Source organism: Comamonas sp. NLF-1-9 (assembly GCF_019195435.1).
Classification (GTDB): domain Bacteria; phylum Pseudomonadota; class Gammaproteobacteria; order Burkholderiales; family Burkholderiaceae_C; genus Comamonas_C.
The window spans coordinates 925,617-942,670 of sequence record NZ_CP078069.1 but is presented as its reverse complement, the minus strand read 5'-3'; the positions used below and the strand labels follow the sequence as shown (position 1 = coordinate 942,670).

Genomic DNA, 17,054 nt, shown 5'->3' with positions numbered 1-17,054 from the left:
AACAGAGCAAACGCTTGCCAGACGAGCGCTGGCAGCTATCGTTTGAATAGTGCTGGGCTACTCTGCCACTTTGTCTACCAGCGCCTTGAATTCGTCGATGTGTTCAAAGCTGCGGTACACGCTGGCGTAGCGTACGTAGGCGACCTTGTCCATGCGCTGCAGCTCGTGCATCGCCATCTCGCCCAGGCGGTTGGACAGGATTTCGCGCTCGCCCAGTTGCAGCAGGCGCTCTTCGATGCGCTCTATCGCCGCATCCACCTGCTCGGTGCCCACCGGGCGCTTGCGCAGCGCAATGCGAAATGAGCCTTCGAGCTTCTCGCGCTTGTACTCCACGCGCCGCCCGTCCTTCTTGACGATCGCGGGGAAGTTCACCTCGGGCCGTTCGTAGGTGGTAAAGCGCTTGTCGCAGGCGTTGCAGCGGCGCCTGCGGCGCACGTAGTCGCCGCCCTCGGACTCGCGCGTCTCCACGACCTGCGTGTCCGGATGGCTGCAGAACGGACATTTCATGGCTGTCCGGGCGGCGTGCGTGGCTCAGCGATAGACCGGAAAGCGCGCGGTCAGCTCGCCCACCCTGGCGCGCACCTGGGCCAGGTTGGCCTCGTCGTGCGGCTTGTCAAGCACGTCGGCCATCAGATGGGCGGTCAGGCGCGTCTCTTCTTCCTTGAAGCCGCGCGTGGTGATCGCGGGCGTGCCTACGCGCACCCCGCTGGTCACGAAGGGCTTTTCCGGGTCGTTCGGAATCGCGTTCTTGTTGATGGTGATGTGCGCCAGCCCCAGCGCCGCCTCGGCCGCCTTGCCAGTGATGCCCTTGGAGCGCAGGTCCACCAGCATCACGTGGCTTTCGGTGCGGCCACTGACGATGCGCAGACCGCGCTCTGTCAGGGTCTGGGCAAACACTTGGGCATTTTTGGCCACCTGCTTGCCGTAGGCCTTGAACTCGGGCGAGAGCGCCTCCTTGAAGGCCACGGCCTTGCCGGCAATCACGTGCTCCAGCGGCCCGCCTTGCAGGCCGGGGAAGACGGCGGAGTTGATGGCTTTTTCATGCTCGGCCTTCATCAGGATGAAGCCGCCGCGCGGGCCGCGCAGGCTCTTGTGCGTCGTGGAGGTGACCACGTCGGCAAACGGCACCGGGTTGGGGTATTCACCCGCGACGACGAGGCCGGCGTAGTGCGCAATGTCCACCCAGAAGATGGCGCCCACTTCCCTGGCCACGCGCGCCATGCGCTCGAAGTCGATGGCGAGCGCATAGGCCGAGGCGCCGCCGATGATGATGCGCGGCTTGTGCTCGCGCGCCTTGGCTTCAAAGGCCTCGTAGTCGATCTCTTCACTGGCGTTCAGGCCGTAGGAGACCACGTTGAACCATTTGCCGCTCATGTTCAGCGCCATGCCGTGCGTGAGGTGTCCGCCCTCGGCCAGGCTCATGCCCAGCAGCGTGTCGCCGGGCTTGGCAAAGGCCATCAGCACCGCCTGGTTGGCCTGCGAGCCCGAGTTGGGCTGCACATTGGCCGCCTCAGCGCCAAAGAGCTGCTTGACGCGGTCTATCGCCAGCTGCTCGATCACGTCCACGTTTTCGCAGCCGCCGTAGTAGCGCTTGCCCGGGTAGCCCTCGGCGTACTTGTTGGTCAGTTGCGAGCCTTGCGCAGCCATGACGGCGGGCGAGGCGTAGTTTTCGCTGGCGATGAGCTCGATGTGTTCTTCCTGGCGGCGGTTCTCCGCCTGGATGGCGGCCCACACTTCGGGGTCGGTCTGTTCTACGAGGATGTTTCGTTGGTACATGGCAGAGATTGCAGAGTCTTCCCTTGGCGTGCAAGGGCTGCCCAGGCGAACGACAAAACGCGCAGCGGCTTGTGCCCGTGCGGTACGCTTCCCCGTGGTATGCGCTGGTTGCGCCGGCGCGCCACGTCGGCGGCGCCGCCCGTCAGGGGCAACGCCAGACCTATCGCCAGTTGCGTACCGCGCGAGTGTAGCCTGCAGGGCAGGCGCGCCGGCGAGCGCACCCCGCCCGGCGCGCCTCAGTATCCGCTGGCCAGCAAGGCCACCTTTTCGCCCGGCTGGCGCGTGAGCGCGCCGGGGCCTGACGGCGCTGCGGGAGCAGGGGTGCGCGCAGCAACCAGCGGCGCGCGCGCAGCGCCTTCGGCCACCTGGCGCAGGCGCTGGTGTTCGGCCAGCACCTTGCCGGCGTAGCCGCCATCGTCGGCCAGATTGGCCGCGCCGACGTAAAAACGCAGGCCGCCTTCGAGCGAGCCGGCGCGCTGAATGCATTCCTGCAGCACCTTCACGCCCACACGCAGGTTGGCCACCGGGTCGAAGGCGGCAAAGCGCCCGCCAAAGTCCTCGTACTTGTCGGTATGCACGCGCGTCATCACCTGCATCAGGCCCTGGGCGCCGACAGCGCTCTGCGCGAAGGGGTTGAAGCCCGACTCCACCGCCATCACCGCCAGAATCAGGGTCGGCTCCAGCCGCGTGCGTGCGCCCACGGCGTAGGCTTCGCCCACCAGCACCGCCAGCGGCTCGGGGGCCACGCGGTACTTCTTGCTCAGCCAGTAGGTCACGGCGGCCTGTTCGCGCGGCAAGTCCTTGGGGTTGCCGGCCGTAGCGCGCTCGCTCGCGACGGCTTCAAGGGCAAAGCCGTTGATCTCGACCTGGCGCTCCTGCAGCCAGCCCATGAGCTGGTCGGCGCCCATCTGGCGCAGGTCTGGGCGGGCGGTCAGGGTGATCGCCGCAAAGGCCACCGCCAGACCCAGCAGCGCAAGCCCGCTGTGGGTCACTTCAAAGAATCCGGCAGCTATGTCGCCGACGAAAGTACGCATACCAGAGACGGCACGCAAGCCTGCCTTCTTCATGGGGAGTCCTTTTGCATCGATGCCCGCCTGCTTTTGCGTCCGAAGCGCAGGCGACACCTTCAAGAGCCGGATCCGGATCCGGCGTTCCGCCACCACCCTCGGTACATGGGAGCTCGGCCTGTTCGGATGGGGCCGACATGGTGCGTGGCACTGGGAGAGATCTAAGGGTTTGTACGGACCCTTTGTGGAGTTGAGCCGGATTCTAGGGAGCTTGCATATACACGGTCAATACTAAAGAAAAGATTTGTAGAACGAAAACATTATTAGTAACACCTCCAGGCAGCCCGCTCAAGGCACCCAATTCAAGGGTTTTCCATCGATGGGCCTTTTGGCGACGCGCACCGCGCAGCCCGCAGGTTTCCAGTTGCAACGGTGCGTGACCGGCCGGCGCAAAGCTGCTAAGGTGCCTTCGTCTGCAGCACGCAGACGCCGCTTGCCAGACTTGCCATGCCGGTCGATCCTCCATCGATCGCCGCGCGCCCGGCAAGGCGGGCAGCACCATGGGAGGCAATCGTTTGCCTCCGGCGCGTCGGACAGCAATCTCCGCCGCGCCAGGGACGGACCCGGCGGGTATGCCGGTCCCCCAGCCCGGTGCCCGGGGCTCCCCCGCCACCGGGCTTCTCTTTGCGCAGTGCAAGAGGCCGTGTCGCAGGGCACCGGGACGGCGCGGGCGGTACAGGCCGCAAACCAAGCCACAATAGCCGCCTTGCTCGCGCGTTTCTTGCCCTGATGACGCCGGGCGCGCGTCAACGCCCTACCGATCTACCCTCGCACCACCCATGTTTCCCTTTTCTTCCCCCAGCCCTGCGCCTGAACCCGATGCCGCTGCTCCTGCGGACAAGAGCGCCCATGTGCATCCGCTGGATGCACTGACCGGCGGCGCTTTCTCCGCCGCGACTTCGGGCGAGCGCTCGGCGCGCATCCGCGACTGGCTGGCCACCAACCCCGACAGCGCCCAGATGCAGGAAGTATTCAAGGAGCTGAGCACGCGCGACAAGGGCGCGGCCAAGGCAATACGCGAGCGCCTGGAGGAACAGCGCCGCGCCCTGGCCCAGCAGGCCATGGCGGCGGAGTGGGCGGCGCGGGCCCAGGCGCTGCTCGATGCACCGCGTCTGCATGTTGCCGATGCGCTCGCCTGGCAGCGCGACGCGGCCCGCGCCGGCGCGCCGCTCTCGCGCGAACCACTGCAGACGCTCAAGACCCGGTTGGCCGAACGCGTCAAGGCAGTCGAAGACCTGCAGCACCGCGTACAGGTGCAGCGCGAGGCCGCGGTGCTGATGGCGCAGCGCATCGAGGTGCTCTCCACCAAACCCTGGCGCGAGGCCCAGGCGGCCCACGCCACGCTGGCCGAGGACGTCGCGCGCTGGCGCCAGCAGGCGCAGGAGATCGTGCAAGACCCCGTCTGGCCGAGCGTGGACCTGCGCTTTGCGCCCCAGCTCGAAGCCGCCCAGACCCAGCTCGGCCTGGTCTGGGATGCGTTTGGCGCCGCGCTCACCCAGGCGGCGGCGGCCAGCGAAGACCCGAAGGCCCCGCTGCCCCAGGTGCCGGTGTGGGCCGAAGAGCTGCGCGCCGCCCGAGGCGGGGCGACGAGCGCCTCCGCCGCCGAGCCCGCGCGCGCCGCGCCGCACCCCGAGCGCATCGCCCAGGCGGTGCAGGCGGTGACCGAGGCGCTGACCCGGCTTGAGGGCGCAACCGCCCAAGGCCGCGGCAAGGCCAGCGTCGGCGCGGCCCAGCAGCTGCGCGCCGCCTGGAAGGCCCACGGCCGCTTTGTCGATGCGGCGCTGGAAGCGCGTGTGCACGCCGCATTGACCACCGCCGGCGAACTCGAAGGCTGGCAGCGCTGGAGCGCCGACCAGATCCGCGAAGAGCTGGTGGCCAAGGCGCAAGGCCTGCTGCAGCGCCCAGAAGGCCAGGCCTTGGGCGGGCGCCGGCTGCAAGAGCAGCTGCGCCAGCTGCGCGAACAGTGGAAACAGGCCGACCAGGGCGCGCTGGCCAACCACGCGCTGTGGAAGAAGTTCGACGAGGCCTGCAACGCGGCGCACAAGCAGGTCGAGGAATGGCTGGAAAAGTCGCGCGCCCAGGCGCTCGAGCACAAGACCCAGCGCCTGGCGCTGATCGAGGAGCTCAAGGCCTGGGGCGCAGAGCACGCGCGCTCCAGCGACTGGAAGATGCAAATCCGCGCGCTGCACCAGTTCGGCGAGCGCTGGCGCGCCAGCGGCCACGTGGGCGAAAAGCTCTTTGCCGAGCTGCAGCCCCAATGGAAGCAGGCGCTGGCCGAAGCCGGCGCGCCGCTGGCTGCCGCGCAGAAGCAGAACCTGCAGGAGCGCCAGGCGCTGATCGACGAAGCCGTGGCCCTGGGCGCGGCGCCGCAGCTGCGCACCGACGCGGTGAAGGCGCTGCAGCAGCGCTGGCAGGCGCTGGCGCAGGCGGTGCCGCTGGAGCGCCGTCAGGAGCAAAAGCTCTGGGACGCGTTTCGCAGCCCCATCGACGCGGCCTTCGAGCGCAAGAGCGCCGAACGCGAGCGCAGCGCCGCTGCGCTGTCCGCCCACGACGCGGCCGTGCTGCAGGCTTCGCGCGCACTCGACGCGGCCAACGCCTCGGGCGATGCCGAGCAGATCCGGCTGGCCATGCAGCAGTTGCAGGCGGTGATGCAGGGCCGGCCAAGCGGAGCAGCCGGTGCAGAATCTGAGCAAAAACCGGTGCAAACGCCCGCCGATACTGCGGATCCAGCTACAACTTCTGAAGATGCAGGAGGCGATACAGCGCCCGCTGCGCCAGCCGATGGCCCGGCCGCACCCACCGCGCCGCGCCGCGTCGTGGCCGTGCGCGGCGACGACCGGCCCGACGCGCGCAAGCCGGCCACGCCGGCGCCGACCGCGCGCAAGCCCGGCGGCCCGCGCGCCGATGCCCGCAGCCCGCGCGCGGGGGGCGAGCGCTTTGGCCGCGAGCGCCCCGAGCGCAGCGGCCGCCCGGAGCGCGGCCCGCGCCTGGGCGACACCGCGTTTCGCGCCCAGCGCGAGGCTGTGGAGCAGGCACAGATGGCCTTGCGCAAGCTGGCCGCCCAGGCCCACGGCGAGGCGCTGAACCAGCTTCTGCAAGCCTGGCAGCAGCGCGACGCCGCCATGCTGCCCGCTGCCCGCGAGCTTGGCCGCGGCGTGAACACGCAGGCGGTGGCCGCCTGGGCCAAGGCCTTGCAGGGCGGCGCACAAGCGACAGACCCCCAGGCGCTGCTGCGCCTGGAAATTGCCGCCGACGTACCCACGCCGGCCGAACACCACGACGCGCGCCGCGCGCTGCAACTGCAGCTGCTCACGCGCCGAAACGAACCCGGCCCGGGCGAGACCTGGCCCGAGGACACCGCCCGCGTGCTGGCCGGGCCGGCGGACCGCACCAGCGGCCAACGCCTGCAGGCCGCGCTCAAGGTGCTGCTGCGCAAGTGATTTTTTGCGCAGCAAACTGCAAGGCAAAAGAAAAGGCCGCTATGCAAATGCAAGCGGCCTGTCTTCATATCAACGCCAAGTGTTCTTCTACACTTGGTGCCCAGGAGAGGACTCGAACCTCCACGGAGTTACCCGCTAGTACCTGAAACTAGTGCGTCTACCAATTCCGCCACCTGGGCATTTCAGGAAGTCGCAGATTGTATAGCAAAAAAAACGAGTTTCACGCAAACGCCAACAAGGAAATTGAAGGCAGCGTGCGCGGCCACCGCGACGGACACGGCTTCGTGCTGCGTGACGACGGTGAAGGCGATATTTACCTGGCACCGAACGAGATGCGCGCGGTGCTGCACAAGGACCGGGTGCGCGTGCGCATCATCGGGCAGGACCGGCGCGGCCGCCCCGAGGGGCGGGTGCTGGAGATCATCGAGCGCCCGAGCCAGACCATCATCGGTCGCCTGTTGCACGAGGCCGGCATCTGGCTGGTCGCGCCGGAAGACACGCGCTACGGGCAGGACGTTCTGGTGCCGCGCAGCGCCATCGGCAGCGCCAGCGTCGGCCAGGTGGTGGTGGTGCAACTGACCGAGCCCCCGGCGCTGCACGGCCAGCCCGTGGGCCGGGTGGTGGAGGTGCTGGGCGAGATCGACGATCCGGGCATGGAAGTGGAGATCGCGGTGCGCAAGTACGGCGTGCCGCATGTGTTTTCCGACGCCTGTCTTGCGCAGGCAAAGGCGCTGCCCGACCAGGTGCGCGAGGCCGACTGGCAAGAGCGCGTCGACCTGAGCGACGTGCCCTTCGTCACCATCGACGGCGAAGACGCGCGCGACTTTGACGACGCCGTCTATTGCACCCCGATGCGTCTGGGCCGGGCCAAGGCCTGGCGCCTGCTGGTGGCGATCGCCGACGTCAGCCACTACGTGGATTCGGGCGGCGCGATCGATGCCGACGCCTACGAGCGCGCCACCAGCGTCTACTTCCCGCGCCGCGTGCTGCCCATGCTGCCGGAGAAGCTCTCCAACGGCCTGTGCTCGCTCAACCCTGGCGTGGCGCGCCTTGCCATGGTTTGCGACATGGTCATCAACGGCAAGGGCCAGACGCACGCCTACCAGTTTTATCCCGCAGTCATCCAGAGCCACGCGCGCCTGACCTATACCCAGGTCTCGGCCGCGCTGGGCAACACGCGGGGGCCGCAGGCGGCGCAGCTGTCCGACAGGCTGCCCGACCTGCTGCATCTGCACGAGGCCTACCGCGCGCTGCTGGCGGCGCGCCACGCGCGCGGCGCCGTAGATTTTGAAACCACGGAAACCCAGATCGTCTGCGACGACAACGGCCGCATCGAGAAGATCGAGCCGCGCGTGCGCACCGAGGCGCACCGGCTGATCGAGGAATGCATGCTCGCCGCCAACGTCTGCGCCGCAGACTTCGTGGGCGAATACCACCGCGACTGCCTCTACCGGGTGCACGACAAGCCCACGCCGGAAAAGCTCGAGATGCTGCGCGCCTACCTCAAGGCGCTGGCAGTGCACGTGAGCCTGCCCGACGACCCGCCCACCGCGGCTTTCCAGGCGATTGCCGTCGCCACGCGCGAGCGGCCGGACGCGGCGCAAATCCACAGCATGCTGCTGCGCTCCATGCAGCAGGCGATCTACACCCCTATCAACAGCGGCCATTTCGGGCTGGCATTCGACGCCTACACCCACTTCACCAGCCCGATACGGCGCTACCCCGACCTGCTGGTGCACCGCGTCATCAAATCCATCCTGGCGGACAAGACCTACCAGCTGCCCGCCTTGCCGCTGCCCGGCGAGGCCCAGCACAAGCTCGCGCGCCAATGGGCCGCCAAGGGCCGCAGCGAGGGGCAGGGCGGCCGCTCTGCGCCGGCGAGCAAGTCGCGCCTGGCCTGGGAGGCCGCGGGCCTGCACTGCAGCGCCAACGAAAGGCGCGCCGACGAAGCCAGCCGCGACGTCGAAGCCTGGCTCAAGTGCCAGTACATGCGCGAGCACCTGGGCGAGGAGTACGGCGGCGTCGTGACCGCGGTGGCGGGCTTTGGCATCTTCGTGACGCTGGACGCGCTCTACGTCGAAGGCATGGTGCACATCACCGAGCTCGGCGGCGAGTATTTCCGCTTTGACGAGGTACGCCAGGAGCTGCGCGGCGAGCGCACCGGCATGCGCTACGCCGTGGGCACGCGCCTGCGGGTGCAGGTCAGCCGCGTGGACCTGGACGGGCGCAAGATCGACTTTCGCCTGGTGCACGATGTCGCAAGCTCCCTTGCCGCCAAGCCCGAGGGCGGGCGCAGCACGCGCAAGGCCGAGCGCCGGGCCCACGAGGAGCACGACCTTGCAGGCGCTGCGCCACCCGCGCGGCCCAAGACCAAGGCGGGCGGGCAGCGCGCCAAGCGCGAAGCGCGCAACGGCGCCTCCGCCCGCACGCGGAGGTCGTCGTGAGCACGGCGGGGCGCGTGGCGCTCATCACCGGCGCGGGCAGCGGCATAGGGCGTGCCGCGGCGCTGGCGCTGGCGCGCGCGGGCTGGCGGCTGGTGCTCGCGGGGCGCAGGCCCGAGCCCTTGCAGGCGCTGGCGCAGGAGTGCGGCGGCGAAGGGGCGGCGCTTGCCCTGCCCACCGACGTGGCCGACCCGGCTGCGGTGCGTCGCCTCTTTGACGCAAGCGTGCAGCACTACGGGCGCGTTGACCTGCTGTTCAACAACGCCGGCACGGGCGCGCCGGCGGTGCCGCTGCAAGAGCTGGAAGTGCGCCACTGGCAACAGGTCGTGGACGTCAACTTGAGCGGCATGTTCTATTGCATCCAGAACGCGTTTCGGGTGATGGCGGCGCAGACGCCGCGCGGCGGGCGCATCATCAACAACGGCTCGATCTCGGCGCATGCGCCGCGCCCGCACTCGATCGCCTACACCGCCACCAAGCACGCGGTCACCGGCCTGACCAAGTCGGCCGCGCTGGACGGACGCGCCTACGACATCGCGGTGGGCCAGATTGACGTGGGCAATGCCGATACGGCGCTGGCGCAGCAGCTCACCCAGGGCGTGCTGCAAGCCCACGGCGCCATGGCCGACGAGCCCTTGATGGACGTGGACATCGTCGGCGCCTCGGTGCTGTACATGGCCGAGCTGCCGCTGTCTGCGAACGTGCTCTTTCACACGGTGATGGCCACGAAAATGCCCTTCGTCGGCCGCGGATAAAGCGTGCTGCGCTCACTTTTTCTACAGGCCCTGGCGCTGCTGTGCCTGGCGCTGGCGAACGCCGCGCTGGCCGCCGGCGGCGCGGCGGGCGACATGGAGCAACGCGTGCTGCCATGCACCGCCTGCCATGGCAAGCAGGGGCGGGCAACGCCCGAGGGCTACTTCCCGCGCATCGCGGGCAAGCCCGCCGGCTATTTGTACAACCAGCTGCGCCACTTTCGTGACGGCAAGCGGCGCTATCCGCCGATGGCGTATCTGCTGAGCTATCTGAGCGACGACTACCTGGCCGAGATCGCACGCCACTTCTCCGAGCTGCAATTGCCCTATGCCGCGCCGGCGCCGGCGAGCGTGGGCGCGGCGCTGCTGGCGCGCGGCGAGCAGTTGGTGCGCAGCGGCGACACCGCGCGCGAGCTGCCCGCCTGCAAGCAATGCCATGGCGCCCGGCTGACCGGTGTGGCTCCCTTCGTGCCCAGCCTGCTCGGGCTGTCGCAAGACTATCTGAGCAGCCAACTCGGCGCCTGGCGCACCGGCCAGCGCCATGCAAGCGAGCCCGACTGCATGGCGCAGGTGGCGCGGCGCATGGCGCTTGCGGACGTGCAAGCGGTGGCCGCCTGGCTTGCGGCCCAGCCGGTACCCGGGGGCGGGCAGGCGGCGGCGGACTTCACGCAGGCGCCGCCGCTGGACTGCGGCAGCCTGAACGTGCGCTGGCCGCCGGCGGGCCTGGCGGAGCGCGCGCAATGAAGCTGCGCCGGCTTGGCACCTGGCTAGCCGCCGTGCTGCTGGCGCTCGGCCTGCTGGCGGCCGCCGCCATCTGGGCACTCAACCTGCGCGGCGAAGCGCCGGTGGACGGCAGCGGCACGGCCGGGGCCGATGCAGCGCAGATCGCGCGCGGCGCCTATCTGGCGCGGCTGGGCAACTGCGTCTCCTGCCACACCCGCGCGGGGGGCGCGCCCTATGCCGGTGGGCGCGCGATAGCGACGCCTTTTGGTGCGGTGTATGCAAGCAATCTGACGCCGGACGTGCAAACCGGCCTGGGCGGCTGGAGCCCCGACGCCTTCTGGCGTGCGCTGCACCACGGGCGCTCGGCCGACGGGCGTTTGCTCTATCCGGCGTTTCCCTATCCGGCCTACACCCACATCACGCACGCCGACGCCGACGCGCTCTTCAGCTACCTGCAGAGCCTGGCGCCAGTGCACCAGGCCACGCCGGCGCCGACGCTGCGCTTTCCCTACAACACCCAGGCGGCGCTCGCGGTCTGGCGCGCGCTGTACTTTCGGCCGGCGCCAGAGCGCCCGGCGCCCCAAACGCCGCTGCAGCGCGGCGCCTATATTGCCCAGGCCCTGGGGCATTGCGCCGCCTGCCACAGCCCGCGCGACGCGCTCGGCGGGCCGCTGCGCGGCGAGGCACTCAGCGGCGCCATCGTGCCGGGCGAATACTGGTGGGCGCCATCGTTGCATTCCCCGGCGCAGGCCGGCGTGGCCGACTGGAGCGAGCAAGACATCGCCACGCTGCTGACCAGCGGCCGCTCGGCGCAGGCGGGTGTTTCCGGCCCCATGGCCGAGGTCGTGTTCCACAGCCTGCAATACCTCACGGCGGATGACGCCCTGGCGCTGGCCCGCTGGCTGCGCGCCCTGCCACAGCATGCGCCGGCGGCGGGGCCGAGCGCCCCGGCCGCTGCGGCGCAGGTGCTCGAGCGCGGCGCCAAGCTGTATGCCGACTACTGCGCCGAGTGCCATCAGGACGAAGGCCAGGGCAAGCGCGGCGCCTTTCCCGCATTGGCGGGCAACCGGGCCGTGACCATGGCCGAGCCGCTGAACCTGATCCAGATCACCCTGCACGGCGGCTACCTGCCTGCCACTGCCGGCAACCCGCGCCCCCACGGCATGCCGCCGTTTCGCCAGTCCATGACGGACGCAGACATCGCCGCGGTCTTGAGCTACATCCGCCAGGCCTGGGGCAACCAGGCGGGCCGGGTGGACGCGATAGCCGTGCACCGCGTGCGCGAGCGCAGCACTTATTGAGTGAAACCATGTCCGAATCGCGCGAAGCCTGGTGGATCGTCTGCCTGTGCGCCCAGTGGTGCAAGGTTTGCCGCGGCTGGCGCGCGGACTTCGAAGCGCTTGCCGCGCAGCAGCCGCAGTGGCGTTTTGCCTGGGTGGATATCGAGGACGAAGAAGCGCTGGTGGGCGACTTCGACGTCGAAACCTTCCCCACGCTGCTGCTCGGGCGCGCCGGACAGCTGCGCTACTGCGCGCCCATCGCACCGCGCCCCGAGGCGCTGCTGCGCTTGGCCCAGGGCTTGCTGGGCCCCGACGCGCCCGCGGCAAACGAGCCCGAGGCGCTGGCCTTGCTGCAGCGCATCATCGCAAGCCGCGGCTGAGGCAGCGGCCCTCGCTGCGAGGGGCTTGCCATAACTTGAAAAGCAGGGTATTTGACACTACAATACCCGCTTCACGACCAAAACCGGGCGGGTTGCAACCGCCCGTTTTTTTTGGTCGATCGGTTTTGGATAGAGATTGAATCGGGGTTGAATCGGCGCCGGACAAGGGCACGGGCCCCGCAAAGGCGCAGAGAACACAAGGCAGTGGCATTGCAGCAAATCGTGCAGCAGACCGTCGAAGGTCTGGGTTTTGAGCTCGTGGACGTGGAGCGCTCCGCAGGCGGGCTGCTGCGCGTGACCATAGACATCCCGTGGCAGCGCCCCGAAGCGGGGCAGGCCGTGGCCGAGCGCTTCATCACCGTGGACGACTGCGAAGCGGTCACGCGCCAGCTGCAGTTTGCGCTGGAAGTGGGCAGCATCGATTACCAGCGTCTGGAGGTGTCCTCGCCGGGCATTGACCGGCCGCTGCGCAAGGAGGCCGATCTCGAGCGTTTCGAGGGCGAGCTGATCGACCTCACGCTCAAGGCGCCGCTGGGTGCGGCTGCGGGCGGCCAGGTGGCCGCCAACCGCAAGAAGTTCCGCGGGCGGCTCGAACGCGCCGAGGGCGGTGGCTGGCAGATCACCTGGAGCGACGAGCCCGCGCCGCCGCCGGGCCGGCGCGTGGCGCGCAAGCGCGAAGCCGCGCCGCTGCAGGTGCTGGGCTTCGAATGGGACGAGCTGCGCGAAGCGCGCCTGGCGCCGGCGGTGAACTTCAAGGGTCGCGCCGGCCGCAAGCCACAAGCCGATTGACACAGACCAAGGATGGGGCCAGCGCCACACGGCCGGCCCGAAATTGACAAAAACAGGAGTGCCTGGGCATGAATCGCGAGTTGTTGATGCTGATTGAAGCGATTTCGCGCGAAAAGAGCGTGGATCACGAAATAGTGCTGGGGGCGGTGGAGTCGGCGCTGGCCCAGGCCACGAAGAAGCTCTATGAGGGCGAAGTGGACATCCGCGTCGCGCTGGACCACGACAGCGGCGACTACCAGACCTTCCGCCGCTGGCTGGTGGTGCCCGACGACGCCGGGCTGCAAAACCCCGACGCCGAAGAGCTGCTCATGGACGCGCAAGAGCGCGTGCCCGGCATCGAGGTGGGTGAATACATCGAGGAGCCGGTCGACTCCGTGCCCATAGGGCGCATCGGCGCGATGGCGGCCAAGCAGGTGATCCTGCAGAAGATTCGCGACGCCGAGCGCGAGACCCTGCTCAACGACTTCATGAGCCGCGGCGACAAGATCTTCTCGGGCACGGTCAAGCGCATGGACAAGGGCGACATCATCGTCGAGAGCGGCCGCGTCGAAGGGCGTCTGCGCCGCAGCGAGATGATCCCCAAGGAAAACCTGCGCACCGGCGACCGCGTGCGGGCGATGATCATGGAGGTGGACTTGACGCTGCGTGGCGCGCCCATCCTGCTGTCGCGCTCGGCGCCCGAATTCATGATCGAGCTGTTTCGCAACGAGGTGCCAGAGATCGAACAAGGCCTGCTGGAAATCAAGAGCTGCGCGCGTGATGCGGGCAGCCGCGCCAAGATCGCGGTGCTCAGCCACGACAAGCGCGTCGATCCCATCGGCACCTGCGTGGGCGTGCGCGGCACGCGCGTGAACGCGGTCAGCAACGAGCTTGCCGGCGAGCGCGTGGACATCGTGCTCTGGAGCGAAGACCCGGCGCAGTTCGTCATCGGGGCGCTGGCGCCGGCCAACGTGCAATCCATCGTGGTCGACGAGGAAAAGCATGCGATGGACGTGGTGGTAGATGAGGAAAACCTGGCGATTGCGATTGGCCGCGGCGGACAGAACGTGCGCCTGGCGTCGGACCTCACCGGCTGGAAGATCAACATCATGGATGCGGCCGAGTCGGCGCAGAAAGAGGCCGACGAAACCAGCGCCGCGCGCGAGCTTTTCATGCAAAAGCTCGACGTCGACGAGGAGATTGCCGACATCCTGATCCGCGAGGGCTTCGAAAACCTCGAGGAGGTGGCCTACGTGCCGCTGCAGGAAATGCTGGACATCGAAGGCTTCGATGAAGACCTCGTCGAAGAGCTGCGCACCCGAGCCAAGGACGCGCTGCTGACCATGCAGATCGCGCGTGAACAGGTGGTGGGCAAGGTCGACGAGGACTTGCGCGAACTCGAAGGCCTGACCACGGAGCTGATCGTCAAGCTCGCCGCCGGCGGCGTAACCACGCGCGACGAGCTGGCCGACCTGGCGGTCGATGAACTGATGGAACTCACTGGCCAAAGCGACGAAGACGCCAAGGCCTTGATCATGAAAGCCCGCGAGCACTGGTTTGCCGCAGGTGATGAATAAGGCCGGGGAGGACCGAACCGAATATGTCGAGCATTACCGTTGCCGAGTTTGCCGCTGAACTCAAGAAAACGCCCGAAACCCTGCTGTCGCAATTGCGCTCTGCCGGAGTGGCCAAGAAATCTGCCGCCGACACCGTGAGCGAAGCGGACAAGCAGCAGTTGCTGGACCATCTGCGCGCGGCCCATGGCACCGAGGTCAAGGAGCGGCGCAAGATCACCCTGGTCAAGCGCTCCACCAGCGAAATCCGCCAGTCGGACGCCACGGGCAAGGCGCGCACCATCCAGGTGGAGGTGCGCAAGAAGCGCACCTTCATCAAGCGCGAAGAAGCGCCCGAAGCCGCGACCGAGGCGCCCGAAGCGGCAGCCGCCCCGGTCTCTGTCGTCGACGAGGCCGAGCAGGCGCGTCGCGCGGCCGAGGCCGAGCGCCAGGCGGCGCTGCTGCGCCAGCAGGAAGCCGACGGCAGCCTGAGCCAGCGCGAACGCGATGAGCGCGCCCGCAAGGAGCGCGAAGCCGAAGAGCGCGCCGCCGCCTACCTGGCCGAGCAGCGTGAGCGCAAGGCGCGCGAGAAGGCCGATGAAGAGGCCGCGCGCCAGCAGGCTTCGCGCGAAGCGGCCGAGCGCAAGGAAGAACAGGCCCAGGCTGAGCAGGAAGCGGCCGCCGAAGCCCAGGCCCGTGCGGCCGAGGAAGCCGAGCGCGCCGAGGACCAGGAAGAGCGCCGCCGCCGCGCCCAGGCCGAGGCCGAAGCCATCCGCGCGATGCTGGCCGCGCCCAAGAAGGTGCTGGTGGCCAAGAAGCCCGAAGAGACGCGCCACGGCAAGGACAAGGACGCCGCCAAGACCGATGCCAAGAAGGGCACGCTGCACAAGACGGCGGGCAGCGCCACGCCCTCGACCAGCAAGGAGGTCAAGTCCTCCAAGCTGTCTTCGAGCTGGGCTGGCGAGAGCGAGAAGCGCAAGGGCATCAAGACGCGCGGCGACAGCTCGGGCGGCGTCGGCGGCAACCGCTGGCGCGCGGGCGGCGGGCGTGGCGGCCGCAGGGGCGGCGCTCGCGAGGAGCGCCATCAGCCGTCGGCACCAGTGGAGTTTCGCGCGCTCGAGGTGCATGTGCCCGAAACCATCACCGTCGCGGAGCTCGCGCACAAGATGGCGGTCAAGGCATCCGAAGTCATCAAGGTGCTCATGAAGATGGGCCAGATGGTCACGATCAACCAGCCGCTGGACCAGGACACCGCGATGATCATCGTCGAGGAAATGGGCCACACCGCCATCGTCGCGGCGCTGGACGACCCAGAGGCCTTCACCGCCGAAGAAGTCTCCAGCCACGAGGCCGAGGCCTTGCCGCGCGCGCCGGTGGTCACCGTCATGGGCCACGTGGACCACGGCAAGACCTCGCTGCTGGACTACATCCGCCGCACCAAGGTCGCGACGGGCGAGGCCGGCGGCATCACCCAGCACATCGGTGCCTACCACGTGAAGACGCCGCGCGGCATCGTCACCTTCCTCGACACCCCCGGCCACGAGGCCTTCACGGCCATGCGTGCCCGCGGAGCGCAGGCGACCGACATCGTGATCCTGGTGGTGGCGGCCGACGATGGCGTGATGCCGCAGACCAAGGAAGCCATCAAGCACGCGCGTGCCGCCAAGGTGCCGCTGGTGGTGGCCATCACCAAGTCGGACAAGCCCGAGGCCAACCCCGAGCGCGTCAAGCAGGAGCTGGTGGCGCAGGAAGTGGTGCCCGAGGAGTACGGGGGCGAGGCGCCTTTCATCGCGGTGTCGAGCAAGACCGGCATGGGCATAGACGATCTGCTGGAAAACGTGCTGCTGCAGGCCGAGGTGCTCGAACTCAAGGCGCCGGTCGACGCCATGGCCAAGGGCCTGGTGATCGAGGCGCAACTGGACAAGGGCCGCGGCCCCGTGGCCACGGTGCTGGTGCAGTCGGGCACGCTCAAGGTGGGCGACGTGGTGCTCGCGGGCCAGACCTTTGGCCGCGTGCGTGCCATGGGCGACGAAAACGGCAAGTCCATCAAGGAAGCCGGCCCGTCCATCCCGGTGGAAATCCAGGGCCTGTCGGAAGTGCCGCAGGCGGGCGACGAATTCATGGTGCTGGGCGACGAGCGCCGGGCGCGCGAGATCGCAACCTACCGCGCGGGCAAGTTCCGCAACACCAAGCTGGCCAAGCAGCAGGCGGCCAAGCTGGAGAACGTCTTTGCCGAGATGCAGGCGGGCGAGGTGCAACACCTGCCCATCATCGTCAAGGCCGACGTGCAGGGCTCGCAGGAGGCGCTGGCGCAGTCGCTGCTCAAGCTCTCTACCGACGAGATCAAGGTGCAACTGGTGTACGCCGGCGTGGGCGGCATCAGCGAGTCCGACGTGAACCTGGCGCTGGCCTCCAAGGCCATCGTCATCGGCTTCAACGTGCGCGCCGACGCCAATGCGCGCAAGACGGCCGAGATGAACGGCGTGGATTTGCGCTACTACAACATCATCTACGACGCCGTGGATGAACTGAAGGCGGCGATGTCGGGCATGCTCGCGCCCGAACAGCGCGAAGAGCAGCTGGGCACGGCCGAGATCCGCACGGTGTTCGTCGCGAGCAAGATCGGCACGATTGCCGGCTCCTATATCACCTCGGGCCAGGTCACGCGCGGCTGCAAGTTCCGCCTGCTGCGCGAGAACGTGGTCATCTACACCGGCGAGGTGGAATCGGTGCGGCGCCTGAAGGACGACGTCAAGGAAGTCAAGGAAGGCTTCGAGTGCGGCATCAAGCTGCGCAACTACACCGACATCAAGGAAGGCGACGAGCTCGAATTCTTCGAAGTCAAGGAAGTGGCGCGCACGCTGTAAAGAGGCA

The 17,054-nt window shown here is 68.6% G+C and carries 12 protein-coding genes, 1 tRNA gene and 1 riboswitch; of the genes, 9 read left to right on the top strand and 4 right to left on the bottom strand.

All coding sequences use genetic code 11. From position 1 onward, the window contains the following. Positions 1–57: 57 nt before the first annotated feature. The 3 genes from nrdR to KUD94_RS04595 form a co-directional block, all read right to left on the bottom strand. Positions 58–507: a transcriptional regulator NrdR gene (gene nrdR, locus KUD94_RS04605; RefSeq protein ID WP_218238630.1), complete on the bottom strand. Its 450-nt coding sequence runs from the start codon at positions 505–507 to the stop codon at positions 58–60. A gap of 24 nt (positions 508–531) precedes the next feature. Beyond that, positions 532–1,776, bottom strand: coding sequence for a serine hydroxymethyltransferase (gene glyA / locus KUD94_RS04600; protein WP_218238629.1), 1,245 nt, complete (start codon positions 1,774–1,776; stop codon positions 532–534). Positions 1,777–1,808: 32 nt separating this feature from the next. After that, positions 1,809–1,960: riboswitch (ZMP/ZTP riboswitch) on the bottom strand. Between the two features lie 52 nt (positions 1,961–2,012). Further along, positions 2,013–2,810 (bottom strand): transglycosylase SLT domain-containing protein, encoded by a 798-nt coding sequence (locus tag KUD94_RS04595; protein ID WP_370625887.1) that lies wholly within the window; start codon positions 2,808–2,810, stop codon positions 2,013–2,015. Positions 2,811–3,622: 812 nt separating this feature from the next. On the opposite strand from KUD94_RS04595, the gene KUD94_RS04590 reads away from it, so the two are divergent. Then, positions 3,623–6,283, top strand: coding sequence for a DUF349 domain-containing protein (locus KUD94_RS04590; protein WP_218238627.1), 2,661 nt, complete (start codon positions 3,623–3,625; stop codon positions 6,281–6,283). A gap of 94 nt (positions 6,284–6,377) precedes the next feature. On the opposite strand, the gene KUD94_RS04585 is transcribed toward KUD94_RS04590, so the two are convergent. After that, a tRNA-Leu gene (locus KUD94_RS04585) sits at positions 6,378–6,462 on the bottom strand. An 18-nt stretch (positions 6,463–6,480) separates the two neighbouring features. Between KUD94_RS04585 and rnr the strand changes: the two genes are divergently transcribed. From rnr to infB, 8 genes are all read left to right on the top strand, one after another. Then, a complete protein-coding gene (rnr, locus tag KUD94_RS04580) occupies positions 6,481–8,727 on the top strand; it encodes a ribonuclease R (protein ID WP_218238626.1) in 2,247 nt (748 codons plus the stop codon). Next, positions 8,724–9,479: an SDR family oxidoreductase gene (locus KUD94_RS04575; RefSeq protein WP_218238625.1), complete on the top strand. Its 756-nt coding sequence runs from the start codon at positions 8,724–8,726 to the stop codon at positions 9,477–9,479. Before rnr ends, KUD94_RS04575 begins: the two co-directional genes overlap by 4 nt. Positions 9,480–9,572: 93 nt before the next feature. Then, positions 9,573–10,220, top strand: a complete 648-nt coding sequence (locus KUD94_RS04570) for a c-type cytochrome (RefSeq protein WP_218239183.1) — start codon at positions 9,573–9,575, stop codon at positions 10,218–10,220. Then, positions 10,217–11,500: a cytochrome c gene (locus KUD94_RS04565; protein WP_218238624.1), complete on the top strand. Its 1,284-nt coding sequence runs from the start codon at positions 10,217–10,219 to the stop codon at positions 11,498–11,500. The genes KUD94_RS04570 and KUD94_RS04565 overlap by 4 nt, the downstream gene beginning before the upstream one ends. Positions 11,501–11,508: 8 nt before the next feature. Beyond that, the gene (locus KUD94_RS04560) at positions 11,509–11,859 is read left to right on the top strand and encodes a co-chaperone YbbN (RefSeq protein WP_218238623.1); all 351 of its coding nucleotides are present in this window, start codon (positions 11,509–11,511) and stop codon (positions 11,857–11,859) included. Positions 11,860–12,063: 204 nt separating this feature from the next. Continuing rightward, positions 12,064–12,648, top strand: a complete 585-nt coding sequence (rimP, locus tag KUD94_RS04555) for a ribosome maturation factor RimP (protein WP_218238622.1) — start codon at positions 12,064–12,066, stop codon at positions 12,646–12,648. A gap of 68 nt (positions 12,649–12,716) precedes the next feature. Further along, positions 12,717–14,204: a transcription termination factor NusA gene (gene nusA, locus KUD94_RS04550; RefSeq protein WP_218238621.1), complete on the top strand. Its 1,488-nt coding sequence runs from the start codon at positions 12,717–12,719 to the stop codon at positions 14,202–14,204. Positions 14,205–14,227: 23 nt separating this feature from the next. After that, positions 14,228–17,047 carry a translation initiation factor IF-2 gene (gene infB / locus KUD94_RS04545; RefSeq protein WP_218238620.1) on the top strand — a complete coding sequence of 940 codons (2,820 nt, stop codon included), beginning with the start codon at positions 14,228–14,230 and terminating at the stop codon, positions 17,045–17,047. Positions 17,048–17,054 lie beyond the last annotated feature (7 nt).